Origin of the sequence: Bradyrhizobium sp. HKCCYLS3077 (assembly GCF_051167555.1) — a bacterium.
In the GTDB taxonomy this organism is placed as follows: Bacteria; Pseudomonadota; Alphaproteobacteria; order Rhizobiales; family Xanthobacteraceae; genus Bradyrhizobium.
The window spans coordinates 1,007,546-1,025,215 of record NZ_JBNPTH010000001.1; the positions used below are offsets into that span (position 1 = coordinate 1,007,546).

The 17,670-nt window shown below is 65.3% G+C and carries 18 protein-coding genes; 12 read left to right on the forward strand and 6 right to left on the reverse strand.

Annotated features, from left to right (window positions below; genetic code table 11):
• Positions 1–3: 3 nt before the first annotated feature.
• Together ACQR0Z_RS04445 and ACQR0Z_RS04450 are read right to left on the reverse strand one after the other, a co-directional pair.
• Positions 4–4,764, reverse strand: a complete 4,761-nt coding sequence (locus ACQR0Z_RS04445; RefSeq protein WP_434918022.1) for a DUF3320 domain-containing protein — start codon at positions 4,762–4,764, stop codon at positions 4–6.
• Positions 4,765–4,851: 87 nt separating this feature from the next.
• Complete coding sequence (locus ACQR0Z_RS04450; RefSeq protein ID WP_434917795.1) at positions 4,852–5,496, reverse strand: glutathione binding-like protein; 645 nt, start codon at positions 5,494–5,496, stop codon at positions 4,852–4,854.
• Between the two features lie 91 nt (positions 5,497–5,587).
• Here ACQR0Z_RS04450 and ACQR0Z_RS04455 point away from each other — a divergent pair, with 91 nt between their 5' ends.
• Positions 5,588–6,259, forward strand: a complete 672-nt coding sequence (locus tag ACQR0Z_RS04455) for a TetR/AcrR family transcriptional regulator (protein WP_434856211.1) — start codon at positions 5,588–5,590, stop codon at positions 6,257–6,259.
• Between the two features lie 4 nt (positions 6,260–6,263).
• Here the strand turns inward: ACQR0Z_RS04455 and ACQR0Z_RS04460 are convergent, their stop codons facing one another.
• Complete coding sequence (locus ACQR0Z_RS04460; RefSeq protein WP_434879938.1) at positions 6,264–7,229, reverse strand: 2-hydroxyacid dehydrogenase; 966 nt, start codon at positions 7,227–7,229, stop codon at positions 6,264–6,266.
• Positions 7,230–7,318: 89 nt separating this feature from the next.
• Between ACQR0Z_RS04460 and ACQR0Z_RS04465 the strand changes: the two genes are divergently transcribed.
• From ACQR0Z_RS04465 to ACQR0Z_RS04485, 5 genes are all read left to right on the forward strand, one after another.
• Positions 7,319–7,606, forward strand: coding sequence for a hypothetical protein (locus ACQR0Z_RS04465; RefSeq protein ID WP_434917796.1), 288 nt, complete (start codon positions 7,319–7,321; stop codon positions 7,604–7,606).
• Between the two features lie 99 nt (positions 7,607–7,705).
• Complete coding sequence (locus ACQR0Z_RS04470) at positions 7,706–8,074, forward strand: YciI family protein (RefSeq protein ID WP_434917797.1); 369 nt, start codon at positions 7,706–7,708, stop codon at positions 8,072–8,074.
• Positions 8,071–9,342 carry an RNA polymerase sigma factor gene (locus tag ACQR0Z_RS04475; RefSeq protein ID WP_434917798.1) on the forward strand — a complete coding sequence of 424 codons (1,272 nt, stop codon included), beginning with the start codon at positions 8,071–8,073 and terminating at the stop codon, positions 9,340–9,342. The genes ACQR0Z_RS04470 and ACQR0Z_RS04475 overlap by 4 nt, the downstream gene beginning before the upstream one ends.
• Before the next feature lie 138 nt (positions 9,343–9,480).
• Positions 9,481–9,849 carry a DoxX family protein gene (locus tag ACQR0Z_RS04480; protein WP_434918023.1) on the forward strand — a complete coding sequence of 123 codons (369 nt, stop codon included), beginning with the start codon at positions 9,481–9,483 and terminating at the stop codon, positions 9,847–9,849.
• 24 nt (positions 9,850–9,873) lie between these two features.
• A complete protein-coding gene (locus ACQR0Z_RS04485) occupies positions 9,874–10,293 on the forward strand; it encodes a VOC family protein (RefSeq protein ID WP_434917799.1) in 420 nt (139 codons plus the stop codon).
• 106 nt (positions 10,294–10,399) lie between these two features.
• On the opposite strand, the gene ACQR0Z_RS04490 is transcribed toward ACQR0Z_RS04485, so the two are convergent.
• The gene (locus ACQR0Z_RS04490) at positions 10,400–10,846 is read right to left on the reverse strand and encodes a hypothetical protein (protein WP_434917800.1); all 447 of its coding nucleotides are present in this window, start codon (positions 10,844–10,846) and stop codon (positions 10,400–10,402) included.
• 21 nt (positions 10,847–10,867) lie between these two features.
• Positions 10,868–11,668, reverse strand: coding sequence for an SDR family NAD(P)-dependent oxidoreductase (locus ACQR0Z_RS04495; RefSeq protein ID WP_434879935.1), 801 nt, complete (start codon positions 11,666–11,668; stop codon positions 10,868–10,870).
• A gap of 945 nt (positions 11,669–12,613) precedes the next feature.
• Between ACQR0Z_RS04495 and ACQR0Z_RS04500 the strand changes: the two genes are divergently transcribed.
• On the forward strand, positions 12,614–13,864 hold the full coding sequence (locus ACQR0Z_RS04500; RefSeq protein WP_434918024.1) for a hypothetical protein: 1,251 nt from the start codon (positions 12,614–12,616) through the stop codon (positions 13,862–13,864).
• A gap of 260 nt (positions 13,865–14,124) precedes the next feature.
• On the opposite strand, the gene ACQR0Z_RS04505 is transcribed toward ACQR0Z_RS04500, so the two are convergent.
• Positions 14,125–14,640, reverse strand: a complete 516-nt coding sequence (locus ACQR0Z_RS04505; protein ID WP_434917801.1) for a winged helix-turn-helix transcriptional regulator — start codon at positions 14,638–14,640, stop codon at positions 14,125–14,127.
• A gap of 103 nt (positions 14,641–14,743) precedes the next feature.
• On the opposite strand from ACQR0Z_RS04505, the gene ACQR0Z_RS04510 reads away from it, so the two are divergent.
• The 5 genes from ACQR0Z_RS04510 to ACQR0Z_RS04530 all read left to right on the forward strand — a co-directional run bounded on the left by ACQR0Z_RS04510 (position 14,744) and on the right by ACQR0Z_RS04530 (position 17,597).
• Entirely contained in the window at positions 14,744–15,295 is a 552-nt protein-coding gene (locus ACQR0Z_RS04510; RefSeq protein WP_434917802.1) for a dihydrofolate reductase family protein, read from the forward strand.
• A gap of 275 nt (positions 15,296–15,570) precedes the next feature.
• Complete coding sequence (locus tag ACQR0Z_RS04515) at positions 15,571–16,227, forward strand: glutathione S-transferase family protein (RefSeq protein WP_434917803.1); 657 nt, start codon at positions 15,571–15,573, stop codon at positions 16,225–16,227.
• Between the two features lie 108 nt (positions 16,228–16,335).
• Positions 16,336–16,749 carry a YciI family protein gene (locus ACQR0Z_RS04520; protein ID WP_434856202.1) on the forward strand — a complete coding sequence of 138 codons (414 nt, stop codon included), beginning with the start codon at positions 16,336–16,338 and terminating at the stop codon, positions 16,747–16,749.
• 32 nt (positions 16,750–16,781) lie between these two features.
• The gene (locus ACQR0Z_RS04525; RefSeq protein WP_434917804.1) at positions 16,782–17,198 is read left to right on the forward strand and encodes a YciI family protein; all 417 of its coding nucleotides are present in this window, start codon (positions 16,782–16,784) and stop codon (positions 17,196–17,198) included.
• 30 nt (positions 17,199–17,228) lie between these two features.
• Positions 17,229–17,597: a hypothetical protein gene (locus ACQR0Z_RS04530; protein WP_434917805.1), complete on the forward strand. Its 369-nt coding sequence runs from the start codon at positions 17,229–17,231 to the stop codon at positions 17,595–17,597.
• Positions 17,598–17,670 lie beyond the last annotated feature (73 nt).

The following is a 17,670-nucleotide window of genomic DNA, read 5'->3' on the forward strand; positions in this document are numbered from 1 at the left end:
GGATCACGCCGGTGAGGCGGGCGAGGCCTCCGGCTTGGTGAGCAGATCTCCCTCGCGCCGCAGGCGCCCCGATTGAAGCAGATCCTCGAGGCCGCCCTGCACCGCCTCGCGCAGCTGGGCGCTGGTTGCTCCGAACCCGAACAGGCGGGCCACCGCCTGGATCAGCTGGTCCTCCTCGGCGCCAAAGTTCTGCTCGACGACCTGCAGGATGGCCGCCTTGATCTCCTCCGGCGGCAGCATCTCGGGCTTCCGCAAGGTCGTCGACTGCACGTCCTCCCGGTTTCGCACGACGACCGCCTGACCGGGCACATGATAGAACGGACCGCCCGCGATCTGTCCCTTCGCCACCGCCGCGTTCAGCGCCGCCTTCACCGCGTCGCGAATGCGGTTGCCGGCGCGGGCGAGGCCCCAGGACGATCGGATCCGGACGATGATTTCCGATTCATGCACCGGCCCTTCGACGGCGACGATCTCGACGACGTGCTTCGTCATGGTGGCCAGCGACGTCTCGTGCGGCTCGGTCTCGCGCCGTACCCGCAGCTTCGCCTCCTCGTAGGCAACAGCTGCCGGCGCCTGTGCGATAATCTCTGGGTGCCGGGCCTCGGACGGCTCCGGCGATGGCTCGGTTGGCTGCGCCGGCGGCTCGGGTTGCTCCTCGGTGGCGCCTTCGTCGATCTCCTGCCAGTGCGCCTTGGCGGCATCGATGGCGCGCAGCACCTTCTCGGTCTCCTCCTTCGGGCGGAGAAACCAGTCTGTTGACCATATCCGATGCAGCACCCAGCCATGTGCTTCCAGCACGTTCTGCCGCAGGCGATCGCGATCCCGTGCCGAGCGCGAGGCGTGATATTGCGCGCCGTCGCATTCGATGCCGAGCAGGAAGCGGCCAGGTTTCTCAGGATCGACGATCGCGAGATCGACGAAGAAGCCGGCGGTGCCGATCTGCGTCTTCACATCATGGCCGAGCGCCCGCAGCCCGGCCGCGACCTGCTCCTCGAACACCGAGTCGGGATCGCGGCCGGTCTCCTGCGCGATCCCGAGTTGGCCGGTCTGCGCGAAGGTCAGGAACGTCTTCAGCGCCGCGATGCCGTGGCCCTTGGCGCGCGACAGGTCGATGTCGTCGCCGGTGATCGAGGAGAACACCTCGCACCGCAGCTTGGCGCGGGAGATCAGCACATTGAGGCGGCGTTCGCCGCCGTCCGAGTTCAGCGGGCCGAAGCTCATCGAGACGAAGCCTTCCTTCGTCCGGCCGTAGCCGATCGAAATGAAGATGACGTCGCGCTCGTCGCCCTGGATGTTCTCGAGATTCTTGACGAAGAACGGTTCGCTCGATCCGCGAGAGAAGAACTCCTCGGTGTCGGGGCTCTCCTTGCGCAGGATTTCGAGCTGGTCCTGAATGGCCTGGCGCTGCGCCACCGAGAAGGTCGCGACTCCCAGGCTTCGTTCCGGGGTCTCGCGCGCGTGGCGCATGACGGCCTCGGCCACGAGTCGCGCCTCGTGGGGATTGGTCCTGCTGCTGCCGCGCTCGTAATGAGCTTCGGGGTTGTAGTTGAACTTCAGCCCCATGCCCGCCACGGCGTCATAGGGGCTCGGCACGATGAACAGCCGGTTGTCATAGAACTGCTTGTTCGACACCGCGATCAGCGACTGGTGCTTGCTGCGGTAGTGCCAGTTCAGCATGCGATGCGACAAGCCCTTGGCGAGGCAGAGGTCGAGGATGCTCTCGGCGTCCTTCACCTGGAAGGTCGGCTGATCCTCATCGTCGGCATCCTCGTCTTCGTTCCCCGTCAACTTCGCGAAGAAGCGCGTCGGCGGCAATTGCCGTTCGTCGCCGACCACCACCATCTGCCGGCAGCGCGCGACCGCGCCGAGCGCGTCGACCGGCTCGATCTGCGAGGCCTCGTCGACGACGAGCAGGTCGAATACGATCGCGCCGGGCTTCAGGAACTGGGCCACCGACAGCGGGCTCATCAGGAAGATCGGCTTGATCTGCTGGACGACCGGACCCGCACGCTCCAGCAATTGGCGGATCGGCAGGTGATTGCGCTTCTTGGCGAGCTCGCCATTGAGCACGCCGAGCGGGCCGATGCCGCCGGCGTTGCGTGGCAGCGCCGCGGCGTGCTCATAGGCGATCTGATCGCGGGCCAGCTGCATGCGCTCGACGTCGAGCTTACGGAAGCCGTCGACCAGCCGGTCATGCGACTCGCCGTCAAAGCGCTTCAGCTGTGGATGCTGGGCGAAGATAACGCTGCGCATCGCGTCGTAATAGGAATTGTCGAAGGTCTGTTCCAGGGCGTCGCCCGGCAGCGAGCCATCGAGCGCGCGATCGACCAGCGCCGCGAGACCGTCCGCACGTGCGAGTCGGATCCGCTCCATGAACGCGATCCAGCGGGTCAGGCGCTCGGTGGAGTTCTGCCACTCGGCCACCGTCTGCGACAGCTCGCCGAACCGCAGCTGATCGACTGCGTCGAGCGGGATTCGCTCCGGCTCCAACTGCAGGAATGCGGTCAGGTGCCGAAGGCCAGAGCCCAGACTCGCGAGATCGCTCCTGAATTGATCGATCGCTTGCCTGTCGTCAGAGGACAGCGTGAGATGCGTCAGGCGCTGACGCATGCCTTCGGTCGCAAATGCTTTGGGAAAGGCGATCCACCAGGCCGTCAGCTTTGCGAGAGCATCCCAGTCCGACTGCTCCTTTTGCCACGCGGTTCCAAAGGCTGCGCGGCCGGCACTCTCCACCTCCTCGAAGGATTTGCGCGCGGCTTGGGCGGCGATAAGGCCGTCGATCAGCAGAAGCCGCTGATCGAGCGACTTCGGCATCGGCACTTTCAGGTACGAAGCCAGCAGCGCCATCTGTCCGCGATAGCGGGCGCTGAGAAAGCGCAGCCAGGAACCGCCTTTCTCCGCGATCACCTTGCGGCAATCCACCATCGAGGACTCCCAGGCCGACTCGACGAAGGCGGATTCGAACGCAGCTTTCAGCTTGGCGTAGCGGAGTCCCTTGTCGACGATATCGGTAACTTCCTGCGGCCTGCTCCAGATCGGATCGCAGAAGGCAGTCTTGTCGCATTCCGGCATCGCGGCTGTGGCTTCGGCGAAGGCCAGCAGTCCCGCGGCGTCAGCGAACGTGACCGGTGGCGGCTCCTCGAGCGGTGTACTCACGCGCGCGGCACCTGCCGTCACTTGGCCGAGAACGCTTGCGACGTCGTCCAGCGATTTCCGCAGCTGCGCCATCTCGGCCGGATCGAGCGCGTCACGGCCGACGCCCCGCCAGGGGTGCAGATGAGGTGCCCCGTCGGCTGCAATCCGCTCGGCGAGCTCTGCGATCAGCTCGCGCCGCCGCTCCAGGTTCAGCGGCGTCCAGGAGGGCGCGCCTTGCAACGGAAGCGGCGGCTGTGCGGCGGTCTCGCCGCAACGTACGAGATGGCCAAGCAACCGGAACGGTGTGAGCTCGCTCGGCTGATGCGGCTGGTGCATCATGTCGGCGTGGCGGTTAAGACTGTCGCGACTGTCGGTCAGGCGTTGCACCAAGGTTGCCTCGGCACGCGGCGCTTGAGCTGAAGCTGATTTGCAGCGCTTCAGCTCCTCGAGCAGGACGCGCTTGTTCGCCTTGTTGGAGTGCAGTTCGAGCGCGAGGGACCCGAGGCCTACGGCTTTCAGCCGCCGATGCACGACGTCGAGCGCCGCCATCTTCTCGGCCACGAACAGCACCGTCTTCCCCTCGGCCGCAGCCGAGGCGATGATGTTGGTGATGGTCTGCGACTTGCCTGTACCCGGCGGGCCCTTGACGACGAGATCGCGGCCGCGGACGACTTCCTCGATCACCACGGCCTGCGACGAATCCGCGTCGACGACGTGGTTCATCGCGATCGGCTGGATCACGGGATCGATCTTGCCGTTCTCGGCAACGATCGGCGCAGACGCTTCGAAGCCGTTCTGCAGCAGCGCCGTGATCAGCGGATGGCGGTCCAGTGCGCCGTCTGACGGCCAGTTCTCCGGATCGAGGTCGCGATACATCAGGAACTTGGAGAAGGAGAAGAAACCAAGGACGACTGCGTCCGTCTTCACCTCCCATCTCTTCTTGTTCGCGACCGTCTCGGCGACGCCGGCCAGATATCCCGCGATGTCGACATCGTCCTCGTCGCCGAAATCCGCGAGCTTCAATCCGAACTCGGCGTCGAGCTTGGCCTGCAGGGACAGATTCGGCGAGGGTGGCTCGGCGCGCGAGACCAGATGAAACCGATCAGCCGCGCTGCTGCGTTCGAGTCGGACGGGAAGAAGGACGAGCGGCGCGAAGCGCTCGGTGTCGGACTTGTCGTCCTCGAACCATTTCAGCAGTCCGAACGCGAGATAGAGGATGTTGACGCCCTGTTCCTCTTCCAGCGTGCGCGCGTCGTACCAGATGTCGAGGAGACGCTTCTGCAAGGCCTCGGACGACAGGCGGGTCTGCAGGCGCGTGTCGGCTGGCCGAGGCTGTGTCTCCGAAACGTTCTCGGCCTGGCCTGTGCTCGCGGGCGGCGTGCTGGATGGGGGCAGCGGGAGAGCCGGAGCGGTGTCCGGCGTTTCGGCAGGCCGTTCCACCTTGTCTGCAGGCATCTCCGCCTTCGTCGGCAGGAACGTGAAGCGCTTGCCCTCGCCGAGCAACTCGAACAGTGTCGCAGAGCGTGCGCCGACGATGTCGATCGTGCGGGTGGTCTTGGTCTTGAGCGGGATGTGCACGAGCCGGTTGCGCGTGCCCAGATCGAGCAGCGCGCGCCGGTCCGCCAACAATCGTTCTCGTACGGATGGGCCTGCCACGTGCAATCCTCCTGCGATTCGAGGATTGCAACTCGGCATGACCGCGGTCAAGCATCGCGGCTAGGCAGCCGCCTTGTGTCGCGCGAGTTCCGCCTTGTAGAGCTCGAACTCCTCGGCGATTGCGCGTGCAATCGACGGCCGCGCACGCAGGCGCTCGTAGTAGGCTTTCACGGCGGGCCATTTGGCGAGCTCGATCGGCGGTGTGGCCATCGTCCAGTTGATCACGGTGACGAGATAGGCGTCGGCGACGGTGAAATGATCGAGCAGAAACGCGCGATCGCGCAGATGGTTGTCGAGATGGTCGAGCCGCGTCAGGTTCTTCTTCAGAACATGGACCTTCATCTCCTCGGGCGCGGTTCTGTCGAGGATCGGGATGAAGAGACCCTTGTGCAATTCGGTGCCGATGAAGCAGAGCCATTGATGCAGCCGGCTGCGGTCCATGCCGGGGCTCGTGCCGAGCTTCGCGTCGGGAAAGCGGTCCGCGACGTACTGAAGGATGGCCGCATTCTCGGTGAGCAAGTCGCCGTCATCGGTGCGTACGGTCGGGACGAGGCCGAGCGGGTTCACGATACGGAAATCAGATCCGTCATTGAGGACGATCTTCGTCTTCGGGTCGACCTCGAGATAGGTCGCTGCCGCGCCGACCTCGTAAAGCGCTATGCGGGTGGCGAGCGAGCAGGCGAGCGGTGAGAAATAGAGATCCATGAACGTTCTCCCTGAAACTCCGACCCGGAGCGTTAATTGATTTTTATACTGTCTCGCATAATATATGGCGGGTCAAGGAATTTAGTGCGAAATGGTACAAAAAAAGAAAGGGCCGCCGCATGGCGACCCACCGGCAGAAAAACCCGCGGCGCCGGCCGAGCCGAAGCGGCGCGGACGGCCGCGGGCCTATGAGCCGGAGGTCGCGCTCGGCAAGGCGCTCGATCTGTTCCGGACGACGGGTTTTGCGGCGACCTCGCTCGACGATCTCAGCGCCGCAACCGGCATGAACCGGCCGAGCCTTTATGGCGCGTTCGGCGACAAGCGTGAGCTCTACATCAAGAGCTATCAGCGCTACCGCGACAATGCCCGCGCGCTGATGGGCGACATCTTCCGCCACGACTGGCCGGTGCGCCGACAGCTGGAGCAGATCTTCGCCACCGCGCTCGACATCTATCTGTCCGGAGAAGAAGGGCCGCGCGGCTGCTTCACGGTGATGACGGCCGGCTCCGAGGCGGTGGCCGACCCGGACATCCGCGCCATGGTGCAAAACGCGCTGACCGAGCTCGACAAGGCGTTCGCGCATTGCTTTCGCCGCGCCAAGGAGAAGGGCGAGCTGCCGGAGCATGCCGACCCCATGGTGCTGGCGCAAATGGCGTCGGCGACGATCCACTCGATTGCGGTCCGCGCCCGGGCGCGGGAGCCGCGTGAGAAGCTGGAAGCGATCGTCGCCGGCGCGATCGATGTGATGCTGGGCGGCAAGTAACGTCTCAATACCCCCTGACGCGGTCGACCAGATTGCGCAGCGTGCCGCCGGCCTCGAACGTCGCGATCTGTTCGCCAACATAGCGCGAGATCGCGTCGGCATCGGTGTCGGCGGCGTTGTGCGGCGTCAGCACCACCTTCGGATGGGTCCAGAACGGGCTGTCCGTCGGCAGCGGCTCCTGGCCGAACACGTCGAGCGACACCGCCCCCAGCGTGCCGTCATCGAGGCAAGCCAGAATGTCGGCCTCGTTCTGCAGGCCGCCGCGGCCGGCATTGATCATGATGGGCGCGCCGAGCGGCGAGGAGCGCCGCAGACCAGCGAACATCTTGCGATCGAGAATGCCGCGCGTGTCCGGCGTCAACGGCAGCAGCGACACCAAAATGTCGGTCCGGGCCAGGAACGCGCCGAGCTGCGCTGCACCGTGGAAGGTCTCGATGCCATCCACCTGCTTGTCGCTGCGGCTCCAGCCGGCGACCTGGAAGCCGATCCGCTTGAGCACCTCGGCGGCGTCGATCCCCAGCGTGCCCAATCCGAGAACGCCGACGTTGATCGCCGCCGCGGGCCATTGATATTTCGGCGCCCAGCGCTTCACCCGCTGCGACTCGCGCAGATAGAGCTCCTGGCGATGGTGCATCAGAACATGCAGCACGACCCATTCGGTCATCCGCTGCGTGAGGTCGTCAACGGCGACGCGCACCAGCGGCACGCTCGGCAGGGTCTTGTCGGCCATCAGCGCATCGACGCCAGCGCCGAGATTGAAGATCACGCGCAGGTTCGGAAAGCCGGCGAGCTCGCCGGGCACCGGTTTCCACACCGCCGCGTAGTGCACGTCAGCCGGATCGAGCCCGGCATCGGGCAGCAGCACCACCGGACGGTCGGCGCAGACATCGTTGAAGCGCGCCTTCCAGCGCTGCGGCGACCAGTTATCGGTGCCGCCATGGATCAGGAGCGCCAGCGCGCCTTTGGTCATCGGATCGTCCTCGAAGCGTGAGTGATCTGTTCCACATACCAGATCGCGCGCGGCCGCCAATCTCCGGCCATCATCAAGGAGACATCCCCATGCGCAAACTGCTTCTCGCCGCCGCTTTTCTGGTGACCGCCACCGCGTCCCAGGCCCAGACCGTCGACGTCGGGTCGATCCTGTCGTCCAATGGCATTTCGATCGGCAAGGGCGGCCAGCCGCAGGCCGGCCAAGGCCAGGGCGGGATGTCGCAGGCCGCCAACAGCCAGGGCGCCGCGGGCCAGGGACAGTCGCAGCGTCGCGCCGGGCGCGCCAAACAGCCGCGCGAAAGCGCCGCGGAGACGCGTGCGCGCAACATCGCGGGCAAGTACGGCATCTCCTGGTAGGCGGTCGTTCCGATCGCCGGAACCGGTGAAAATTCTTCGCCGGCCTGTCGGCTGCGGGCATACTCCCCCGTCTTGATAAACGAAGGGAGAGGTTCGCCGATGCTGTACGCGCTGCTTTGCTATCACGACGAGGATGTCGTCTGCGCCTGGAGCAAGGACCAGGATGCCGCCGTCATGGCCAAGCTGGCGGTCATTCAGGAAAAGCTCGCCAAGCAGGGGCGGCTCGGGCCGGTGGCCCGGCTGCTGCCGACCACGGCGGCGACCACGCTGCGCAAGGAAGATCCGCCGCTGGTGCTCGATGGTCCCTACGCGGAGACCAAGGAGCAACTGCTTGGCTTCTATCTCGTCGACTGCGCCAATCTCGATGAGGCGCTGGAGGTTGCGCGCGAGCTCGGCGAAGCCAACCCCGGCGGCTCCTACGAGATCCGGCCCGTCGGCACGTTCCGGCCGGGTGGAGTGCTGGCATGAGCGATGCGGCCTGGATCGATGCGACACTGACATCAGCACGCCCCCAGGCCGTCGGCGCGCTCCTGCGCTATTTTCGTGATCTCGATACGGCCGAGGAGGCGTTTCAGAATGCCTGCTTGCGGGCGCTGAAGAGCTGGCCGCAGAACGGACCGCCGCGCGATCCCGCGGCGTGGCTGATCATGGTCGGCCGCAACGCGGGGATCGACGATGTCAGGCGCACCCGGCGCGAGCAGCCGCTGCCGGAGGACGAAGCGATCTCTGATCTCGGCGACGCCGAGAGCGCGATCGCCGACCGGCTCGACGGCTCGCATTATCGCGATGATATTCTCCGCCTGCTGTTCATCTGCTGCCACAAGGAGCTGCCCGCGACGCAGCAGATCGCGCTGGCGCTGCGCGTGGTGTCCGGCCTGACGGTGAAGCAGATCGCCCGCGCCTTCCTGGTCAGCGAAGCTGCCATGGAGCAGCGCATCACCCGCGCCAAGGCGCGCGTCGCGCAGGCGAATGTGCCGTTCGAGACGCCCGGCGCGGTCGAGCGTTCCGAGCGGCTGCTGGCCGTCGCGGCGATGATCTACCTGATCTTCAACGAGGGCTATTCCGCCAGCGGCGAGACGGCCGCGCTGCGTCAGCCGCTCTCCGAGGAGGCGATCCGCCTGGCGCGGCTGCTGCTGCGGCTGTTTCCGGGCGAGCCGGAGATCATGGGGCTGACGGCCTTGCTGCTGCTGCAGCACGCCCGCAGCGCGGCCCGTTTCGACGCCGAGGGAATGCCGATCCTGCTCGACGACCAGGATCGCACGCTGTGGAATCAGCCGCTGATCGCCGAAGGCCTGGCGCTGATCGACAAGGCGATGCGGCATCGCCGCAGCGGCCCGTATCAGATCCAGGCGGCGATCGCGGCGCTGCATGCGCGCGCGGCGCGGCCCGAGGACGCCGACTGGACCCAGATCGATCTGCTCTACGGTGCGCTCGAAGTGGTGCAGCCGTCGCCGGTGGTCACGCTGAATCGCGCAGTGGCGGTTTCCAAGGTACGCGGTGCGCAGGCCGCGCTCGACCTGATCGCGCCGCTCGAGACCCGGCTCGGCAACTACTTCTATTTCTTCGGCGTGCGCGGCGCATTGCTGATGCAGATCGGGCGCAATGACGAGGCGCGGACCGCGTTCGATCGCGCCATCGCGCTGGCGCACAGCTCGGCGGAAGCCGCCCATATCCGCATGCAGTTGGATCGGCTGATGCGCGACAGCGCGACCGCGCAGGTCCGAGCAGGTCAGTGAAGTCGGGCCGAGATCGGAGCGGAAATCGTGTGCCTCATTGTCGGCGGCGGCGTGCCTCCGGCGTCCTTGGAGCAGCCTGATGGGGAGGAGCTTGGAATGTCGACGATCACCTTGGAGCAGCCGGTCTCGCGCGCCGAATTGTGGGGCGGCCGCATCCTGAGCGGGCTGGTGATCCTGTTCCTGCTGTTCGACGGCGCGATCAAGCTCATTCCGCTCGCTGTGGTCACGCAGACAATGGACCAGATGGGCTATGGCGGCAGCGACGGGATGGCGCGCGCGCTCGGGCTGATCACGCTGTTCTGCACCGTGCTCTATGCGCTGCCGGCGACCTCGCTGCTCGGCGCGATCCTGCTCACCGGCTATCTCGGCGGGGCCATCGCCTCGCATGTCCGCATCGGCAGCCCGCTGTTCAGCCACGTGCTGTTCGGCGTCTATCTCGGGCTGATGGTGTGGGGCGGCTTGTGGCTGCGCGACCGCCGGTTGCGCGCGCTGCTGCCGCTGCGCTGATCTTCTCAACCAAGGAGGATGTCGATGATCTGTCCCTATCTCACCTTCAACGGCGATTGCGAGCAGGCGCTCAAGCATTATGGCGAGGTGCTCGGCGCCAAGGTCGACATGATGATGCGCTATGGCGAGGCTCCGCCGGAGATGCCGTCGGCGCCGGAGCACAAGGACAGGATCATGCATGTCCGCTTCTCGATCGCCGGCGATGTCATCATGGCCTCGGACTCGCCGCCCGAATATTATCAAGGCGAGCCGAACGGCATCTCGGTGTCGCTCCAGATCAAGGACCCGGCCGAGGCCGAGCGCAAGTTCAACGCGCTGATCGCGGGCGGCGCCGTCACCATGCCGTTCGGCCAGACGTTCTGGTCGAAGGGCTTCGGCATGGGCGTCGATCGCTTCGGCATTCCCTGGATGATCAACTCCCCGGCTGACGGTTACGAGGCCTGACTTCGCTAAAGCGCGATGAGATCTGGATGAATCGTCATCACGCTTTAGAACTCTGTTTGCGCATGATCTTTTCGGAAAACCGCTGCGCACTTTTCCGGATCATGCTTCAGCGGCAGGAGGCGTACATCGCCTTCAGCTCGCGCCCGCGCAGCACCAGGAGCCGCGACGTCAGTCCGCCGCGGCGCTCGATCCAGTGGCGTACGGGCGTAGGATAGGTGCGCAAGACGATCTGCGAGGCCTCCGGCTCCGCATAGACGCGGCCGCGGCGGTCGACCGAGCGCGCCGCGTGGAAGCCGAGCGTGGCGCGGCGCGTGACGCAGATGCGCTCCTCCGGCACGATGCTCAGCACCAGCGTGCAGGCAGACAGGCAAGGACCGTCGATCACGACGCGCTCGCCGGAGGCGCGCACCTTCTCGAACAATTCCAGGAACGGGCCGACTTCGCCGCCCGGCGATGAGATGATCCGGACATCGGCGCGCGCCAGCATGGTCGCGATCCCCCACAGGACCACCGCGAGCAGCAAAGTCAGAATGATGCGCACCCGGCTCGGCATCGTCGCCTCACGCGTTTCTCGTCAAGCGTTCCTGCGCTGCCCTCGCAACGTCGGCAGCCCGATTCCGGCAGCGTCGAAGCCGCCGTCGACGGCCAGCACCTGACCTGTGATGTAGCTCGAGCGCTCCGAGCAGAGGAAGAAGATGGCTTCGGCCAGCTCTTCTTCAAGGCCGTAGCGGTTCAGCGGTATGGCATCGTGATAGTCGGCGCGGATCTCCGGCGTATGCACCGCCTTGGCCATCGCGGTTTCGACCGGCCCCGGCGCCACGGCGTTGACGCGGATGCCGGCGGAGGCGAGCTCGACGGCGAGTTGCTTGGTGAGATGCGCCAGCGCCGCTTTGCTGGTGCCGTAGGCGGAGCGCAAGGTCGAGGCGCGCACGGCCGAGATCGAGGTGATGTTGACGATCGCGCCGCCATGCTCGCGCATCAGCGGCACGGCCGCGCGCGTGCACAGGAACGGGCCGGTCAGGTTGACGTCGAGGATGCGCTGCCAGTCGGTCTCACTGGTCTCCATGATCGGCGCGAAGCGCGCGACACCGGCATTGTTCACGAGCGCGTCGAGCCTGCCGAACCTCTTGGCAATGTGCGACAGCGCGTCGGCGACCATCGCCGCATCCGAGACGTCGCAATGCAATGCCAGCGTTCGTTCAGGCGATCTGAGCGCGACGGTCGCATCGTCGAGCAGCTTTGTCTCGATGTCGAGCAGCGCGACGCGCCAGCCCTCCAACAGGAATCTCTTGGCGGTCGCAAGCCCGATGCCGCGCGCGGCCCCTGTGATCAGGGCGACCTTGTCGTCCGGCGTCGTCCTCAGTGATTCCGTCACGGCGATCGGCTCCTCCGGCCGGCGGCCCGGCTCTTGCTCGTTGTGAGTCCTATCACGCGCTGCGCAGGGTAGCTGTGAAGACCGTCACAATCCCTCACGTGCGTTAAATCCAACTTATGGAATACAGACAGGGCACCTAAGTTCGCGTGCGTTGTCAAACAGCCAACGGTAGTAATGGGCGCGGCAGTTCGCGTTCCCGCGGCACCGAAGCGCCCGAGTGTTACTGGTATCCTCGTCCCTCACCAACCGGAGGGCGCAGGGAAGACCGGGAGCTCGCCGCCCCCATGGCCCCCGTGCGGACAAGAATGCACGGGGCAGGAACCACAGGTTTGGCTGGGACATCCCGGCCTTCCCTGCACGATGGTCTTACGGCTTATACGTGATCTCCCCGGGGACCGGCTGTCTTGCCCCCGTTTCCGCCACAATGCATTCACGCACTGGACACGACATCAGCATCGGGATGCCAGGACCACACGATTTCGCCGTACGCGCCGCGTTGTTCGTCTGCGTGTCTACTTCTGAGCATGATCTCGTCAGAAAGCTGTGGCGCAATGAGCGTCAACAGTCTCCCGGTTCCGAATCATGCTCCACGCTGCAACATCGTCGCGTCCACCGCATCCCGCTCCCCACGTTCGTGACGACCGCGAAACGTCCCTCTCGATCGGGAACAGGACGGGCATAAAAGAGCATGAATTCTGGAAAAAAGAAAGAAGAGTTTTTTAACGGGAAGGACTGGACAAGGGTGATCGACTTGAAAGTCTTCACGAAAAAAGATCCTCCGCGCGATGGTTCGGTGCGTGCGTCGAAGCGGTCAAGGGTGGCTTCCACGCCGCGCGCGAGCCGTTCCCCGGTGGCTGATTCGCCCGTCGGGCCGCGTGGTCGTGTCCCGTCTTGGACGACTCCTGTCCTGGTAGCGTAAAGTCTCAGAGCCTCGGTAGAATCGATATGCGCGGTCACGTCATCAGCCAGCGAATCACATCCTTCTCGTTGAACACGGCGCTGCCGCGCGGCGTGCTGCGCGCGCGCCGCGCGTTGCTTCTGTCCTGCGTCGTTCTCGGGCTCGCAACGAATGCTTGTGTGCTGGCCGCCGAGGGTCCGGAGACGAAGTCGCCCGCGGTGGAACCGGTCGCGCGCGACGTCGCGCCGCCTTCACCATCGCCGCAGGCGCAAAAGCCAGAGGTGCCGAAGACGGAGGTTCAAAAGGCGGAGCCGCAGAAGGTCGAGCCGCAGAAGGCCGAAACCGGGACGGTCGGACGTCCGGCGGAGCCGCAGGCGCCCGCTCCGAAGGTCGTGGTCGCCCCGGCCGAGCCTCAGAAGCAGGGCGGCAAGGGCGATGCGCGAACGGCCAAGGACGCGAAGAATCTCTCCGTGCCGCAACGCGTGTTGCCGGCCGATGTCGCGCAGATGATCGGGCGCAAGATCTGGCTCAACGAGGCCGGCGGTCGGCGCGATGCGATCACGTCGTGGAATGCCGGCGAGGAATTTGCCTCATTGGGCATCGGGCACTTCATTTGGTACCCGACCACCGCGAAGCCGCCCTATGAAGAAGGCTTCCCCGGGCTGGTCGCGTTCCTGCGCAAGGGCAAGACGCCGCTGCCGGCATGGCTGGACAAGACTCCGATCCCGGCCTGTCCGTGGACCAGCCGTGCGGACTTCAAGCGCAATTTCAATTCGCCGCAAATGAAGCAGTTGCGTCAGTTCCTGCTCGACACGATGGCGGAGCAGACCCAGTTCCTGGTGGCGCGCGCGCAGGGCGCGATGGACAAGATCCTGGCCAATACGCCCGACAGCGCCGAGCGCGAGCACATCGTCGCGCAATATGCGCGCGTCGTGCGCGCCTCGGAGGATCTCTATCCGCTGATCGACTACATCAACTTCAAGGGCGAGGGCACCAATCCCTCCGAGACCGCCGTCGACAAGGAGACGGGCCAGCGCCAGGGCTGGGGCCTGAAACAGGTGCTGCTGAAGATGAACGGCTCCACCACCGAGCCGAAGGCCGTACTCGCCGAATATTCCGAAGCCGTGCAGGTCGTGCTGCAGCAGCGCGTGCGCAACCTGCCGTCCAACCGCATCTGGGAGGCGGGCTGGCTGCGCCGCGCGGAAACCTACCGCCGGCCGATCGCACAGCTGGAGCCGATGCCCGAACGTGCGCCGCGCAAGTCGTCTCGCTACAGAGCGGACAATTCGGCCTATTGACGGTTGTGGCGCGCGCGTCCGGGCGACGCTGTTTCAACAACTGCCGGGAGCTGAGCTGCAGCTTCCGCGCCGTCATTCCGGGGCAATCGTCGATGCGCAGGCGCGGAGCGCCGAGCAGCGGCGATTGAACCCGGAATCTCGAGATTGCTGAAATGAACGCCAGACCAGATCGAGATTCCGGGTTCAAGGCCTGCGGCCTTGCCCCGGAATGACTGTGTCTGTGGCGCCAGCAAGGACACACGGAGATCGACGAGCAGGGATCACTTGCCCGCTACAGCTTTCCTCTCGGCAACCACCTTCTGATAAGCCGCCTGCAATCGCTCGCCGACGCTTGGGCCCGGCTTCTTGCGCTTCTTCACGCCGAGATGGATCTCGCGGAGCTCGTCCATGAACTCGGCCCACATCTTCGGGCCGCCCTCCATCAGAAGCTTGGCGCGGATGCCGAGCTCGTCTGACACCGGCAGATATTTGTAACCCCAGCTGGCCATCTGCGCGAGGATCGGCAACAGCTCGATACCCTGCTCAGTCAGCGAATAGATTCCCTTCTGCTTGTGGCTGGGATCGTCCTCGCGGCTGATGATGCCCGCGGCGAGCAATGTCTTGAGCCGGTCGGCCAGAATGTTCGACGAGATTCCTTCCTGCGATCCGCCGAGCAGCTCGCGATAGTGGCGGCGGTTGCCGAACATCATGTCGCGGATGACGAGGAGGCTCCATTTGTCGCCGACGACCTCGAGCGTGAGGTTGATCGGGCAGCCGGAGCGTTGCAGGTCGGACATCAGGAGCTCATGGACAGTCGTCGCGAATAACTGCTTGCAATATTGCACCGGTCCCGGCATCCTCCAACTGCTTGCAAAATAAAAGCAGTCGGGAGGCGCGTGCATGGCACGGCTGGTATTGTGGAACATGATGACGCTCGACGGCATGGTCGCGGGCGCGAACGGCGACCTGTCCTGGCATGAGGAGGTCTGGGGGCCTGAGCTCGAGCAGTTCTCGGAAGCTCAACTGAAGGAGGCCGGAGGGCTGCTGTTCGGGCGGGTGACCTACGACCTGATGGCCGGCTATTGGCCGGCGCAGCAGGGCGTGATCGCCGAATTCATGAACGCGATCCCGAAGCATGTCGCCTCGCGCAAACTGTCGGAACTGGCCTGGTCGAATGCGCATCTGATGGGTCAGCAGATTGCGACCGAGGTCGAGACGCTCAAGAAGGACAGCGCCAAGGATCTGTTCCTGTTCGGCAGCGCGGACTTCGCCGCGACGCTGATGGCGCATGATCTGATCGACGAATACCGGATCGCGATCAATCCGCGCGTGCTCGGCAACGGCGCGCCGCTGTTCAAGCCGGGGCATACGATGAAGCTGCGGCTGATCGACAGCCGCGCCCTGTCGACCGGTGTTGTGATCGTGCGTTATGTGCCGGTGCGGGATGCGTGAGCGGACGGCCGCGTGCTCCGCCTTTGGCTTGTGAGGAGGCGCACGATTGTACAGCGTGCTCGGTGTACCTCGCCCCGCTTGCGGGGAGAGGTCGGATTGCATCGCCAGATGCAATCCGGGTGAGGGGGTACAGGTTCATCCACGAACACTCCCCGTGCGGCCGCCCCTCACCCCAACCCTCTCCCGTGAAGAACGGGGAGAGGGAGCGCACCGGCGTCGCCGCGCGAGCATCGACTCGAACTAACTCTCTTCACGTCAGCCCTGAGGAGCGACCCATGTCCCTCACCCTCTACTATCATCCGCTGTCGTCGTTCTGCTGGAAGGTGCTGATCGCACTCTACGAGAACGACATTCCGTTCACGCCGAAGCTGATCAATCTGGGTGACGTCGACGATCGTGCCGCATTTCTGAAGCTGTGGCCGGTCGGCAAGTTTCCGGTGCTGCGCGACGAGCAGCGGCAGCGCACGATCCCGGAGTCGAGCATCATCATCGAGTATCTCGATGAGCACTTTCCAGGTGCGACGCGCTTCATTCCGGGCGAGCCCGATCTCGGCTTACGGACACGCCTGCGTGATCGGTTTCTCGATCTCTATCTGCACATGCCGACGCAGACCGTGGTGTTCGACCGGCTGCGGCCGAGCGATGCGCGCGATCCGTTCGGTGTCACCGAGGCGAGGGCGCGGCTGCAGACGTCCTACGCGATGCTCGAGGCGGAGCTGCCGTCCGCGGGCTGGGCGATGGGCGAGCCATTCACGCTGGCGGATTGCGCCGCGCTACCGGCGCTGTTCTATGCGCAAAAAGTGGAGCCGTTCGGTGCCGAATTGAAAACGGTTCCAGCCTATCTCGAGCGTCTCAAGGCGCGACCGTCCGTCGCGCGCGTTCTCGCCGAGGCCGAGCCCTATTTCCACATGTTCCCGGGCGAGCCTGGCTGAGCGGGCCTTTCCGCGAAAATAATCGCACAGCCGTGTCGGATTGCATGGTTGCCGATCGTCTTTCTGAAGAGAGCAGGGAGACCTGCCGCAGGATCAGGGAGAGGGACCATGCGGTTCATGGTGATCGTGAAGGCAACGCAGGACTCGGAAGCGGGCGTGCTGCCGACCTCCGAGGAATTCGCCAAGATGGGCCGGTTCAACGAGGGACTGATCAAAGCCGGCATGATGGAGACGGGGGAGGGCCTGCATCCGACCGCCCGGGGCGCGCGGATCGATTTCTCGGACGGCGAGCCTCGCGTGGCGCGCGGCCCGTTCGAGAACAGCGGCGATCTCGTCGGAGGCTTCTGGATCGTCAAGGCGGATTCGCTCGATCAGGTGATCGAGGCCATGAAACGCGCGCCGTTTCCGAGCGGCCAGGTGGAGATCCGGCGCATCTATGCCGCGGAGGATTTCGGCGAGGCCCTCGCGCCTGAACTGCGCGCGCAGGAAGATCGCCTGCATGCGCTGGCGGCGAAGAGCTGACATCTCAGCCCATCAGACCGGGAGCAGACACGATGCGATTCATGATGCTGATGATTCCGCTCGGCTATGAGAGCGCCCCGCCGGACGTGAAGCTCGATCCCGAACGGGTCGCGGCGATGATGCGCTACAACGAAGCGCTCAAGGAGGCCGGCGTGTTGATCACCTTGGAAGGGCTGCATCCGCCGTCGATGGGTGCACGGGTGTCGTTCCCTGGCGGCAAACCCGTCGTCACCGATGGTCCCTTCGCCGAGGCCAAGGAGGTGCTCGGCGGCTTCTGGATGATCGAGGTCGGATCGCGCGACGAGGCGGTCGCCTGGGCCAAGCAATGCCCGGCCTCCGAGAATGAGATCATCGAGATCCGCCAGGTGCAGGAGATGGCGGATTTTTCCGACGATGTGCAGCAGGCGCTGGCCGGCTTCGCCGATCTACCGCATGCCGGCCGTGCCTGATCGGTTCAATTCAACAGGGAGGGAAGTGCAATGAGCGACAACAGCAACACCTATCTCGCCGTGTTCCTCGGCAGCAGGACCAGCCCCGCCTGGAAGGAATGGGAGGCGCTGCCGGAGGCCGACCGCAACGCCAGGGGACGGCAGGGCATGGAGGCTTGGCAAGGCTGGGTCGAGACGCACAAGGACGCGATCGTCGCGCTGGGCGGGCCGCTCGGCAAGACCAAGCGGGTCGACAAGGCCGGCATCAACGACATTGCCAACGAGATGGGCGCGTTCACGGTGGTCCGCGCGGCCTCGCACGAGGACGCGGCGAAGATGTTCGAGGGGCACCCGCATTTTGCGATCTTCCCCGGCGAGCGGGTCGAGATCATGCCGGTGCTGCCGATCCCGGGTGGTTAGCGCCCGTACCTAGCGGCGAGCCGCGGTGCCACCCTCCCCTGAAGCGGGAGGGTCGGCTCGAATCCGCGCAGCG

Coding starts and splice junctions, on each gene's coding strand:
- ACQR0Z_RS04450 (WP_434917795.1), bottom strand. CDS start 5,496: ATGGATCTCTATTTCTCACCGCTCGCCTGCTCGCTCGCCACCCGCATA.
- ACQR0Z_RS04455 (WP_434856211.1), top strand. CDS start 5,588: ATGGTACAAAAAAAGAAAGGGCCGCCGCATGGCGACCCACCGGCAGAA.
- ACQR0Z_RS04460 (WP_434879938.1), bottom strand. CDS start 7,229: ATGACCAAAGGCGCGCTGGCGCTCCTGATCCATGGCGGCACCGATAAC.
- ACQR0Z_RS04465 (WP_434917796.1), top strand. CDS start 7,319: ATGCGCAAACTGCTTCTCGCCGCCGCTTTTCTGGTGACCGCCACCGCG.
- ACQR0Z_RS04470 (WP_434917797.1), top strand. CDS start 7,706: ATGCTGTACGCGCTGCTTTGCTATCACGACGAGGATGTCGTCTGCGCC.
- ACQR0Z_RS04475 (WP_434917798.1), top strand. CDS start 8,071: ATGAGCGATGCGGCCTGGATCGATGCGACACTGACATCAGCACGCCCC.
- ACQR0Z_RS04485 (WP_434917799.1), top strand. CDS start 9,874: ATGATCTGTCCCTATCTCACCTTCAACGGCGATTGCGAGCAGGCGCTC.
- ACQR0Z_RS04490 (WP_434917800.1), bottom strand. CDS start 10,846: ATGCCGAGCCGGGTGCGCATCATTCTGACTTTGCTGCTCGCGGTGGTC.
- ACQR0Z_RS04500 (WP_434918024.1), top strand. CDS start 12,614: ATGCGCGGTCACGTCATCAGCCAGCGAATCACATCCTTCTCGTTGAAC.
- ACQR0Z_RS04505 (WP_434917801.1), bottom strand. CDS start 14,640: ATGTCCGACCTGCAACGCTCCGGCTGCCCGATCAACCTCACGCTCGAG.
- ACQR0Z_RS04510 (WP_434917802.1), top strand. CDS start 14,744: ATGGCACGGCTGGTATTGTGGAACATGATGACGCTCGACGGCATGGTC.
- ACQR0Z_RS04515 (WP_434917803.1), top strand. CDS start 15,571: ATGTCCCTCACCCTCTACTATCATCCGCTGTCGTCGTTCTGCTGGAAG.
- ACQR0Z_RS04520 (WP_434856202.1), top strand. CDS start 16,336: ATGCGGTTCATGGTGATCGTGAAGGCAACGCAGGACTCGGAAGCGGGC.
- ACQR0Z_RS04525 (WP_434917804.1), top strand. CDS start 16,782: ATGCGATTCATGATGCTGATGATTCCGCTCGGCTATGAGAGCGCCCCG.
- ACQR0Z_RS04530 (WP_434917805.1), top strand. CDS start 17,229: ATGAGCGACAACAGCAACACCTATCTCGCCGTGTTCCTCGGCAGCAGG.